Genomic DNA, 11,442 nt, shown 5'->3' with positions numbered 1-11,442 from the left:
CCCGCGGGGTGGTGGCTTTTCGGGGCAGGGGGGCCGTGGGGTCCGGGGGCCGGGGGCCGAGCCCGCGGGGCCGGCCCCGGCGGGTCCGCGGGGCGCCTTAGCCCACCGCGCCTTCCATCTGCAGCTCGATCAGCCGGTTGAGCTCGAGGGCGTACTCCATCGGCAGCTCCTTGGCGATGGGCTCGACGAAGCCGCGCACGATCATCGCCATCGCCTCGAACTCGGTCAGACCGCGGCTCATCAGGTAGAAGAGCTGGTCCTCGGAGACCTTGGAGACGGTGGCCTCGTGGCCCATGGAGACGTCGTCCTCGCGGACGTCCACGTAGGGGTACGTGTCCGAGCGGGAGATCGTGTCGACGAGCAGCGCGTCGCAGAGCACGTTCGACTTGGCGCCCGGAGCACCCTCGCCGATCTCGATGAGACCGCGGTAGGAGGTGCGGCCGCCGCCTCGCGCCACCGACTTGGAGACGATGTTGGAGGAGGTGTTCGGGGCCATGTGGACCATCTTGGCGCCGGCGTCCTGGTGCTGGCCCTCGCCCGCGAAGGCGATGGACAGGGTCTCGCCCTTGGCGTGCTCGCCCATCAGGTAGACGGCCGGGTACTTCATGGTGACCTTGGAGCCGATGTTGCCGTCGACCCACTCCATGGTCGCGCCCTCGTAGGCCACGGCGCGCTTGGTGACCAGGTTGTAGACGTTGTTCGACCAGTTCTGGATCGTCGTGTAGCGGCAGCGGCCGCCCTTCTTCACGATGATCTCGACGACCGCGGAGTGCAGCGAGTCGGAGGAGTAGATCGGGGCGGTGCAGCCCTCGACGTAGTGGACGTAGGCGTCCTCGTCGACGACGATCAGCGTCCGCTCGAACTGGCCCATGTTCTCCGTGTTGATACGGAAGTAGGCCTGCAGCGGGATCTCGACGTGCACGCCCTTCGGCACGTAGATGAACGATCCGCCGGACCAGACGGCCGTGTTCAGCGAGGCGAACTTGTTGTCGCCGACCGGGATGACCGTGCCGAAGTACTCGCGGAAGAGCTCCTCGTGCTCCTTCAGCGCGGTGTCGGTGTCGACGAAGACGACGCCCTGCTCCTCCAGGTCCTCACGGATCTGGTGGTAGACGACCTCGGACTCGTACTGGGCCGCGACACCGGCGACGAGGCGCTGCTTCTCCGCCTCGGGGATGCCGAGCTTGTCGTACGTGTTCTTGATGTCCTCCGGCAGGTCCTCCCAGGACTCGGCCTGCTTCTCGGTGGACCGGACGAAGTACTTGATGTTGTCGAAGTCGATGCCCGACAGGTCGGAGCCCCAGCTCGGCATGGGCTTCTTGTCGAAGAGGCGCAGACCCTTGAGCCGCAGCTTCAGCATCCACTCGGGCTCGTTCTTCTTCGCGGAGATGTCGCGGACGACGTCCTCGTTCAGACCGCGCTTCGCGGTGGCGCCGGCGGCGTCGGAGTCGGCCCAGCCGTACTCGTACCGACCCAGGCCCTCGAGCTCGGGGTGGCTGATCTCGGTGGTCATGCGGGGTTCCTCCCGGCCGTACTTGCGGATGCTTCTGATGGGGTGGTCTGTGGGGCGCTGTGCGGGATGAACGTCGTGCAGACGCCGTCACCATGCGCGATGGTGGCGAGACGCTGGACGTGCGTTCCCAAGAGGCGGGAGAAGATCTCCGTCTCCGCCTCGCACAGCTGGGGGTACTGCTCGGCGACATGGGCGACCGGGCAGTGGTGCTGGCAGAGCTGCTCGCCGACCGGCGCGTTCCGCGCAGTGGCAGCGTACCCGTCCGCGCTCAGCGCCCTGGCAAGCGCCTCGGTGCGCTGGTCGGGGTCCGCCGACTCGACGGCCTCGCGGTACGCCTCTGCCTGGTGCTCGAGGCGGTCGCGGGCGAAGGCGGCCACGGCGGCCTCTCCCCCGGCGTTCTTCTCGATCCAGCGCAGGGCGTCGACGGCCAGCGAGTCGTACGACTGGTCGAAGGCGTCCCGGCCGCAGTCGGTCAGCGCGAAGACCTTGGCGGGGCGGCCGCGGGTGCGGGCTCCGTACACGCGCTTCTCACGGGCCTCGACGACATTGTCGGCGACGAGGGAGTCGAGATGGCGGCGCACGGCCGCCTGGGTGAGGCGGAGGCGTTGCGCGAGATCGGAGACCGTCGACGGTCCGTGATCCAGGATGGACCGCGCGACCCGGTTGCGCGTAGAGCGCTCACCGGTCGCGAGTTCCTCCACAGGAGCCGCGTCGACGTTTTTCACAACGCCATTGTTGCGTAATTCCTTCGAGAGTGACAAGCGCCGTCCGAGCGGACGACGGTGCCGTGCATCACTCAGGTAAGGCTTACCTGACCTGCGGAAATGATCATTCGTAGGACGAATACGAGCGGGATCCGGGCCCCGCGCCGGATCCACTCCGGCGACCTCTCTAGACTTCCCGCCATGCGAAACGAGTCCGCCGTCCAGGTCCGCGGCCTGGTCAAGCGGTACGGGACGAAGACCGCCGTCGACGGCCTCGACCTCGACGTCCGGGCCGGCACCGTGACCGCCGTCCTCGGCCCCAACGGGGCCGGGAAGACCACCACGATCGAGACCTGCGAGGGCTACCGGAAGGCCGACGCGGGCACTGTCCGCGTCCTCGGCCTCGACCCGATCGCCGACGCGGGCCTCCTGCGTCCCAGGATCGGCGTGATGCTCCAGTCGGGTGGCGTCTACTCCGGCGCCCGCGCCGACGAGATGCTCCGCCACATGGCGAAGCTGCACGCCCACCCGCTGGACGTGGACGCCCTGATCGAGCGCCTCGGGCTCGGCTCCTGCGGCCGGACCACCTACCGCCGGCTCTCCGGCGGCCAGCAGCAGCGCCTCGCGCTCGCCATGGCCGTCGTCGGCCGCCCCGAGCTGGTCTTCCTCGACGAGCCGACCGCCGGACTCGACCCGCAGGCCCGCCACGCCACCTGGGACCTCGTCCGCGAGCTGCGCGCCGACGGCGCCGGCGTCGTGCTCACCACGCACTTCATGAACGAGGCCGAGGAGCTCGCGGACGACGTCGCCATCATCGACGGCGGCCGGGTCGCCGCCCAGGGCAGCCCCGAGCAGCTGTGCCGCGGCGGCGCCGAGAACACCCTGCGCTTCACCGGCCGCCCCGGGCTCGACCTCGGCTCGCTGCTCAAGGCCCTGCCGGACGGCACGGCGGCCGCGGAGCTCACCCCCGGCGCGTACCGGATCAGCGGCGAGGTGGGCCCGCAGCTGCTCGCCACCGTCACCAGCTGGTGCGCCCAGCACGGCGTGATGCCGGACGGCATCTCGGTGGAGCGCCACACCCTCGAAGACGTCTTTCTGGAGCTCACGGGCAAGGAGCTGCGCGCATGAGCAGCGGTACGAGTACGGGGACGTACGCCCCGAAGCCGGGAGCCGCCCCCGTCGGCCGGATGATCGCGGCGCAGACCGTCCTGGAGACGAAGATGCTGCTGCGCAACGGCGAGCAGCTGCTCCTGACGGTGATCATCCCGTCGCTGCTCCTCGTGCTCTTCTCCACCGTCGACATCGTCGACACGGGGACCGACAAGGCAGTCGACTTCCTCGCCCCCGGCGTCCTCGCGCTCGCCGTGATGTCCACCGCCTTCACCGGCCAGGCCATCGCGACCGGCTTCGAGCGCCGCTACGGGGTGCTCAAGCGGCTCGGCGCCTCACCGCTGCCCCGCTGGGCGCTGATGACCGCCAAGACGCTCTCCGTCCTGGTCACCGAGGTGCTCCAGGTCGCGCTCCTGACGGCGATCGCGCTGGGGCTCGGCTGGTCGCCCCAGGGCGACCCGTTCTCCGTCCTGCTGCTGCTCGTCCTCGGCACGGCCGCCTTCTCGGGCCTCGGCCTGCTGATGGCCGGCACGCTGCGGGCGGAGGCGACGCTGGCCGCCGCGAACCTGGTCTTCCTGCTGCTCCTGGTCGGCGGCGGGGTGATCGTGCCCCTGGACAAGTTCCCGGACGCGGCCCGCGCCGTGCTGGAACTGCTGCCGATCTCGGCGCTCTCGGACGGGCTGCGGGACGTGCTGCAGGGCGGCGCCGCGATGCCCTGGGGCCAGGCGCTGACCCTGGCCGTGTGGGCGGTGCTCGGGCTCGGCGCGGCGGCGAGGTTCTTCCGCTGGGAGTAGCGACGGCGTGACGTTCCGGGGTGACTTCTCCCGTAACGCACCCCTCGTGAAAGCGTGCACAAGCCCCGTCCTACGATAGGGCCCGTGCTGACCCCCCTCGCCTCCATCGCCAGGCGCTGGACCCCGTCCCCCCGGACGCTCCGGCGCGCCGCGCTCTCCGCCGTCGTGATGAGCGTGCTCATCATCGTCACGGGAGGTGCGGTCCGGCTCACCGGTTCCGGTCTCGGCTGCGACACCTGGCCCAAGTGCACGGACGACAGCCTCATCGTGACGCCCGAGCAGGGCTACCGCGGGGCGATCGAGTTCGGCAACCGGATGCTGACGTACGTCCTGTCGGCCGCGGTCGGCTGGGCGATCATCGCCGCGCGGTCCACCAAGCCGTGGCGCCGCGGTCTGACCCGGCTCGGCTGGCTGCAGTTCTGGATCGTCGCGAGCAACGCGGTCCTGGGCGGCATCACCGTGTGGATGGGCCTGAACCCGTGGACGGTCGCCGGCCACTTCATCGCCGCGAACGCGCTCCTCACCGTCGCCGTGATCACCTGGCAGCGCGCCGGCGAGGGCGACACGACACCCCGGCCGCGCGTCCCCGGACCGGTCCGCAAGCTGTCCTGGGCCATCATCACCGCCTCGGCGCTGCTGATCGTCCTCGGCACCGCGGTGACCGGCTCGGGCAAGCACGCGGGTGACAGCAGCGACGTCCCGCGGATGCCGTGGGACTGGACCGCCGCCGCCCACCTCCACGCCATCGCCGCGTGGGTCGTCTGCGCGCTGGCGCTCGCCATGTGGCTGGTGCTGCGGGTCGTGGACGCTCCCGACGACACCCGGGCCCGCGCCCGCGACCTGCTGATCGTGCTGCTGGCGCAGGGCGGGATCGGGTACGTCCAGTACTTCACCGGGGTCCCCGAGCTCCTGGTCGGGGCGCACATGCTCGGCTCCGCGCTGATGTGGATCGCCGTCCTGCGCCTCGCCCTGAGCCTGCGCGAGCGCCCCGTGGCCGGCCCGGATATCCCGGCCCAGGCCGACTCCGCGCTCGCCACCGCGTAGGGCGGCGCGGAACGAATCCGCGCGATATCCGAAATCGGGTACGCGCTCAGATGAGCTTGTAAACCCGCTGCGCATTGCCCGCCGCGATCATCGTGGCGACGCGCTGCGCGTCCTTGAGGGACCAGGCGCCGTCGCCCACCCATTCGCCCAGCACACGGCCGAGCGCGCCGCGGAAGACGCTGGCGGCGACGACGTGCAGCTCGGGCAGGGCGTGGGCGCCGCTGGAGAAGAGCAGTTTGCCGAAGGGGGCCAGCTCCAGGAGTTCGGCGAGGACGGCCGCGGCACGGGCCCCGGTCCTGCCGAGGACGGAGCCGAGGTCGGCGTACACATGCGGGAAGACGGCGGTCAGCTGGGCCGTCTGCCGGTGGTACGGGTAGCCGTGCAGGAGCACCAGGTCGACCCCGAGCCCGCTGGTGGAGGCGGCGAAGCCGGCCAGTCCGTCCGGGTCCTCGGTCCCCACGTGCAGCTGGAGCGGCCGCCCCGAGGCGACGGCGATCCATAGGAGGTGCCGCAGCAGAACGGGGTCGGTGAGCCGGCCGCCGGCGGCGCGCCCGGCCAGCCAGCGGCCGGCTGCCCCGCGCACCTCGCCGGGGCCCGGTGGTTCGGGTGCGTAGGCGAGCCCTCGGGACACCCCCGCCACGGAGGTGAATGCGACGGCGGTCGCGGCGGCGCCGTGGACGGCCTCCGCGAGGTTGGCCAGGAGCCCTTCGACCGTCCCCGAGGTGTCGGCCACCTGCTCGGCGAGCAGCTCCAGACGGATGATCTCGTGGGCGTCGGCGGCCCCGGCGGAGGCGATCTCGGCGGGGCCCGTCAGATCGCCGGGCAGTCCCGTGTCCACCAGGTAGGTGGAGATCCCGGAGGCCCGGAGCAGCCTGCGCCCGGACTCCAGGACGCCCAGTTCCCGGCGGCGCGCGAGATAGCGGGCCGGTGGGCAGTGCGGTTCCAGGCCGAGCAGCGGCGGGCACCAGCGGCGTACCGCGAAGCCGGTCTGGGTGTCGAAGAAGGTGGTGCCGGGCGCGGGCCGCCCGCCTGTTCTGCCGAGGTGTGCCTCGAAGGTGCCGAGGCCGAGCTCCTTGCGGAGCACCCCGTGGCAGTACTGGTCCACCAGGCTCGGGGTCTCGATCATTCGGGGGGCTCCCTGCGTGGACGTGCTTCCACCCGTCCTAACGGGTGAGCCCCACCCGAGGTTGTTGCCTCAGCCGTTCGACGGGCCGCCGATCTGGATACCGGCCATCCGGGTCCACTCGTACGGGCCGGTCACGACCTTGGCGGCGAACTCGCCGTCGAACTCGTCGTGGAGGGTCAGCCCGGCCTTCTCCGCGGCCTGCTGGGCGACGGGGAACGTCGGGGCCACCAGGTCGCCCCAGCCGCCGTCCTCGCCGACGAGGACGATGCGGGTGCCCATCTGACCGATGTAGGCGAGCTGCCCCTCGGCGCCGCCGTGCTTCTTGGAGAACGCCTGGATCTGCTTGGCGAGCTTGGCCGCCTTGCGCTCCGCCTTGGTGTCCGCCTGCTTGGTGTCTGCCATGCCAAAGATGCTACTGACAGGTAGATCGACTGGCGACGGCCGGGGTACGTGGTCTTGCCCACGTACCCCGGCCGTTGATCAGATCCGAGGAACTACCTCAGGAAGGGGTCGACCGCGACCGCCACGAAGAGCAGCGAGACATAGGTGATCGACCAGTGGAAGAGGCGCATCTCCTTGAGCTTCGCGCCGGTCGCGCCGTTCTTCGCGCGGTTGAGCAGCGCGTGCGCCTCCCAGAGCCACCAGCCGCCGGTGAGCAGCGCCACGGCGGTGTAGAACCAGCCCGTGTAGCCGAGCGGGGTCAGCAGCAGGGAGACGGCGACCATCACCCAGCTGTACGCGACGATCTGCTTGGCGACGACCTTGTTGGAGGCGAGGACCGGCAGCATGGGGACGCCCGCGCGGGCGTAGTCGTCCTTCACCTTCATCGACAGCGGCCAGTAGTGCGGCGGCGTCCAGAAGAAGATGACCATGAAGAGGATGATCGCGGCCCAGGACATCGAGTTGGTGACGGCCGACCAGCCGATCAGCACGGGCAGACAGCCGGCGATGCCGCCCCAGACGATGTTCTGCGCGGTCCGCCGCTTGAGGATCATCGTGTAGACCACGACGTAGAAGAGGAGCGCGCCGAGCGAGAGCGCGGCGGAGAGCCAGTTGACCAGGAGGCCGAACCAGAGCGTGGAGACCACGGCGAGGGTGAGGCCGAAGACCAGGCCCTCACGCGGGGTGAGCACTCCGGTGACCAGCGGGCGCTGGGAGGTGCGGTCCATCAGGGCGTCGATGTCGCGGTCGATGTACATGTTCAGCGCGTTCGCGCCGCCCGCCGACAGGTAGCCGCCGAAGCAAGTGGCGAGTACCAGCCACATGTTCGGCACACCCTGCTCGGCGAGGAACATCACCGGAACGGTGGTGATGAGCAGAAGCTCGATGATCCGCGGCTTCGTCAGCGCCACGTATGCCTTGACGCGGGCCCCGAACGGCCGATGGCCCCCCGGGCTGGGAGTCAAGACGACCCCTGCGGGTCGGGACTCGACGGCCGTCACGCACACCCCTGACAGAGAAATCCCAGCAAGCTCCCCGGATGAAGACGGGGTGAAGACTTGCGCGTACCACGCCACTGTAGACGTTGCCCATACGCCGATCTTCGCGGGGGTGGGGTCGTGTTGAGGGGGCTTGTCCCGAGGGTCGGACGCCGCTCGGGAGGCGAAGTGACACAGTGACCGGCACTCTTGCCGTATCCGCTCATGTGAGGCCCGCGCACTCGAAAGGATGGGCGCGTTGTCGGGGGTAGGCTCGACACCGCCGGTACACCCTCAGTCACCGGCTTTCCAGTACATGTGGAGAGGAGCCCTGACTCAGGGTGAGCACTAAGCCGACCACCACAGACCTCGAGTGGACCGAAACGGACCAGCGGGCCGTTGACACCGCCCGCGTCCTGGCCGCGGACGCCGTACAGAAGGTCGGCAACGGCCATCCCGGTACGGCCATGAGCCTGGCGCCCGCCGCGTACACCCTCTTCCAGAAGGTGATGCGCCACGACCCGGCCGACCCCGAGTGGGTCGGGCGCGACCGTTTCGTGCTCTCCGCCGGCCACTCGTCCCTCACGCTCTACACCCAGCTGTACCTGGGTGGCTTCGGGCTCGAGCTGGACGACCTGAAGGCATTCCGCACCTGGGGCTCGAAGACCCCGGGTCACCCGGAGTACGGGCACACCGCGGGTGTGGAGACGACGACCGGCCCGCTTGGCCAGGGCGTCGCCAACGCCGTGGGCATGGCGATGGCCGCCCGCTACGAGCGCGGCCTGTTCGACCCGGAGGCGGCCCCCGGCACCTCCCCGTTCGACCACAACATCTACGTGATCGCCGGTGACGGCTGCCTCCAGGAGGGCATCTCCGCCGAGGCGTCCTCGCTGGCCGGTCACCAGAAGCTCGGCAACCTGGTCCTGCTGTGGGACGACAACCACATCTCGATCGAGGGCGACACCGAGACCGCCGTGTCCGAGGACACGATGAAGCGGTACGAGGCCTACGGCTGGCACGTCCAGCGTGTCGAGCCGCAGGCCAACGGCGACCTCGACCCGGCCGCCCTGTTCGCGGCGATCAAGGCCGCCGAGGCCGAGACCGAGCGTCCGTCGTTCATCGCGATGCGCTCGATCATCGCCTGGCCCGCCCCGAACGCCCAGAACACCGAGGCCGCGCACGGCTCGGCGCTGGGTGACGAGGAGATCGCGGCCACCAAGCGTGTCCTCGGCTTCGACCCGGAGCAGACCTTCGAGGTCACCGACGAGGTCATCGGTCACACGCGCGCCCTGGGCGACCGTGGCCGCGAGGCTCGCGCCGCGTGGGAGAAGTCGCTCGCCGAGTGGCGTACGGCCAACCCGGAGCGGGCCGCGGAGTTCGACCGCATCCAGGCGAACGAGCTGCCCGAGGGCTGGGAGTCGAAGCTCCCGGTGTTCGAGGCGGGCGGGGGCATCGCCACCCGCGCGGCGTCCGGCAAGGTCCTGCAGTCGCTCGGCGCGGTCATCCCCGAGCTGTGGGGCGGCTCGGCCGACCTCGCCGGCTCGAACAACACGACGATCGACAAGACCTCGTCGTTCCTGCCCGAGGGCAACCCGCTGCCGGAGGCCGACAAGTACGGCCGCACGATCCACTTCGGCATCCGCGAGCACTCCATGGCCGCGGAGATGAACGGCATCGCGCTGCACGGCAACACCCGCGTCTACGGCGGCACCTTCCTGGTGTTCTCCGACTACATGCGCAACGCGGTCCGCCTGTCGGCCCTCATGCACCTGCCGGTGACGTACGTCTGGACCCACGACTCGATCGGTCTGGGCGAGGACGGTCCGACCCACCAGCCGGTGGAGCACCTGGCGTCGCTGCGCGCGATCCCCGGTCTGAACGTCGTCCGCCCCGCGGACGCCAACGAGACCTCCATCGCCTGGCGCGAGATCGTCAAGCGTCACACCCGCGAGTTCGGGAAGGGCGCCCCGCACGGTCTCGCCCTGACCCGTCAGGGTGTGCCGACGTACGACTGGAACGAGGACGCCGCCAAGGGTGGCTACGTTCTGGCCGACGCCGAGGGCGGCGACGCCCAGGTCGTGCTGATCGGCACGGGCTCCGAGGTGCACCTGGCCGTCGAGGCCCGCGAGCAGCTCCAGGCCGCCGGTGTCCCGACCCGCGTGGTCTCGATGCCGTCCGTCGAGTGGTTCGAGGAGCAGGACCAGGCGTACAAGGACTCCGTCCTGCCGCCGTCGGTCAAGGCTCGGGTCGCGGTCGAGGCCGGTATCGGTCTGACCTGGCACAAGTACGTCGGCGACGCCGGCCGGATCGTCTCGCTGGAGCACTTCGGCGCCTCGGCCGACGCGAAGGTCCTCTTCCGCGAGTTCGGCTTCACGCCGGAAGCCGTCGCCGCGGCCGCGCGGGAATCTCTCGCCGCCGCCGCGCGCTGACGCCCTTAGACACGACTTTTGGAGAACCTCTCATGACAGACGCTCTCAAGCGCCTCTCCGACGAAGGCGTCGCGATCTGGCTGGACGACCTCTCGCGTCAGCGGATCACGTCCGGAAACCTGGCCGAGCTGATCGACCAGCAGCACGTGGTCGGTGTCACCACCAACCCGTCCATCTTCCAGAAGGCGATCTCGGAGGGCCACGGTTACGACCAGCAGCTCGCCGACCTCGCCGCCCGCAAGGTCACCGTGGACGAGGCCATCCGCATGATCACGACGGCGGACGTGAGGGACGCCGCCGACATCCTGCGCCCCGTCTTCGACGCGACCGACGGCCAGGACGGCCGGGTCTCCATCGAGGTCGACCCCCGTCTGGCCCACAACACGACGGCGACCATCGCCGAGGCCAAGCAGCTGGCCTGGCTGGTGGACCGTCCCAACACCCTCATCAAGATCCCGGCCACCAAGGCGGGTCTGCCGGCGATCACCGAGGTCATCGGCCTCGGCATCAGCGTCAACGTGACGCTGATCTTCTCGCTGGAGCGCTACCGCGCGGTCATGGACGCCTACCTGGCCGGTCTGGAGAAGGCCCGCGAGCGCGGCCTGGACCTCTCCAAGATCCACTCCGTGGCGTCCTTCTTCGTCTCCCGGGTGGACTCGGAGATCGACAAGCGCCTGACCGCCATCGGCACGGACGAGGCCAAGGCCCTCAAGGGCAAGGCCGCCCTGGCCAACGCCCGTCTCGCCTACGAGGCGTTCGAGGAGGTCTTCTCCTCGGACCGCTGGGCCGCCCTCGACAAGGCGCAGGCCAACAAGCAGCGTCCGCTGTGGGCCTCGACCGGCGTGAAGGACCCCGCGTACAAGGACACCCTGTACGTCGTGGACCTGGTCGCCCCCGGCACGGTCAACACGATGCCGGAGGCCACCCTGGAGGCCACCGCCGACCACGGCGAGGTCTCCGGTGACACCGTGCGTGGCACCTACGAGCAGTCCCGCGCCGAACTGGACGCCGTCGAGAAGCTCGGCATCTCGTACGACGACGTGGTGCAGCTGCTCGAGGACGAGGGCGTCGAGAAGTTCGAGGCGTCCTGGAACGACCTGCTCAAGTCGACCGAGGCGGAGCTTGAGCGCCTCGCACCTTCGGAGGCGTAACCACCTTGAGCGCAGTCCACGGAGCCAACCCGCTCCGTGACGCCGCAGACCGACGGCTCCCGCGTGGGTGGGGGGGGGGGCGGGGGGGGGTTGTTTGGGGGTGAGGCGGGGTGTTTGGCGCTAAATATCTATGTTGTCGGCGAGCTCGCGCGC

Annotated in this window: 10 protein-coding genes; 5 read left to right on the top strand and 5 right to left on the bottom strand. The window is 70.1% G+C overall.

Annotated elements, in window-relative coordinates:
- Window positions 1-97: 97 nt before the first annotated feature.
- The gene (sufB, locus tag ACFVZW_RS15080) at window positions 98-1,513 is read right to left on the bottom strand and encodes a Fe-S cluster assembly protein SufB (RefSeq protein WP_383552016.1); all 1,416 of its coding nucleotides are present in this window, start codon (window positions 1,511-1,513) and stop codon (window positions 98-100) included.
- On the bottom strand, window positions 1,510-2,238 hold the full coding sequence (locus ACFVZW_RS15075) for a helix-turn-helix transcriptional regulator (RefSeq protein ID WP_384521041.1): 729 nt from the start codon (window positions 2,236-2,238) through the stop codon (window positions 1,510-1,512). The genes sufB and ACFVZW_RS15075 overlap by 4 nt, the downstream gene beginning before the upstream one ends.
- 180 nt (window positions 2,239-2,418) lie before the next feature.
- Here ACFVZW_RS15075 and ACFVZW_RS15070 point away from each other — a divergent pair, with 180 nt between their 5' ends.
- The 3 genes from ACFVZW_RS15070 to ACFVZW_RS15060 all read left to right on the top strand — a co-directional run bounded on the left by ACFVZW_RS15070 (window position 2,419) and on the right by ACFVZW_RS15060 (window position 5,165).
- Complete coding sequence (locus ACFVZW_RS15070) at window positions 2,419-3,345, top strand: ABC transporter ATP-binding protein (RefSeq protein WP_384521039.1); 927 nt, start codon at window positions 2,419-2,421, stop codon at window positions 3,343-3,345.
- Window positions 3,342-4,121, top strand: a complete 780-nt coding sequence (locus tag ACFVZW_RS15065) for an ABC transporter permease (protein WP_384521036.1) — start codon at window positions 3,342-3,344, stop codon at window positions 4,119-4,121. Before ACFVZW_RS15070 ends, ACFVZW_RS15065 begins: the two co-directional genes overlap by 4 nt.
- A gap of 75 nt (window positions 4,122-4,196) precedes the next feature.
- On the top strand, window positions 4,197-5,165 hold the full coding sequence (locus ACFVZW_RS15060; protein ID WP_384521140.1) for a heme A synthase: 969 nt from the start codon (window positions 4,197-4,199) through the stop codon (window positions 5,163-5,165).
- A 46-nt stretch (window positions 5,166-5,211) separates the two neighbouring features.
- Here ACFVZW_RS15060 and ACFVZW_RS15055 read toward each other — a convergent pair whose 3' ends face one another.
- The 3 genes from ACFVZW_RS15055 to ACFVZW_RS15045 form a co-directional block, all read right to left on the bottom strand.
- Window positions 5,212-6,291, bottom strand: coding sequence for an amidohydrolase family protein (locus ACFVZW_RS15055; RefSeq protein WP_384521033.1), 1,080 nt, complete (start codon window positions 6,289-6,291; stop codon window positions 5,212-5,214).
- 69 nt (window positions 6,292-6,360) lie between these two features.
- Entirely contained in the window at window positions 6,361-6,693 is a 333-nt protein-coding gene (locus ACFVZW_RS15050; RefSeq protein WP_383552028.1) for a hypothetical protein, read from the bottom strand.
- A 92-nt stretch (window positions 6,694-6,785) separates the two neighbouring features.
- On the bottom strand, window positions 6,786-7,733 hold the full coding sequence (locus ACFVZW_RS15045) for a heme o synthase (protein WP_384521030.1): 948 nt from the start codon (window positions 7,731-7,733) through the stop codon (window positions 6,786-6,788).
- 317 nt (window positions 7,734-8,050) lie between these two features.
- Here ACFVZW_RS15045 and tkt point away from each other — a divergent pair, with 317 nt between their 5' ends.
- Window positions 8,051-10,138 (top strand): transketolase, encoded by a 2,088-nt coding sequence (gene tkt / locus ACFVZW_RS15040; RefSeq protein ID WP_384521028.1) that lies wholly within the window; start codon window positions 8,051-8,053, stop codon window positions 10,136-10,138.
- A gap of 32 nt (window positions 10,139-10,170) precedes the next feature.
- Window positions 10,171-11,289 carry a transaldolase gene (gene tal, locus ACFVZW_RS15035; RefSeq protein WP_384521025.1) on the top strand — a complete coding sequence of 373 codons (1,119 nt, stop codon included), beginning with the start codon at window positions 10,171-10,173 and terminating at the stop codon, window positions 11,287-11,289.
- Window positions 11,290-11,442 lie beyond the last annotated feature (153 nt).

Origin of the sequence: Streptomyces sp. NPDC059567, from assembly GCF_042735655.1 — a bacterium.
Taxonomy (GTDB): Bacteria; Actinomycetota; Actinomycetes; order Streptomycetales; family Streptomycetaceae; genus Streptomyces.
The sequence above is the reverse complement of the archived record's forward strand: the minus strand, read 5'-3'. Positions and strand labels throughout refer to the sequence as shown.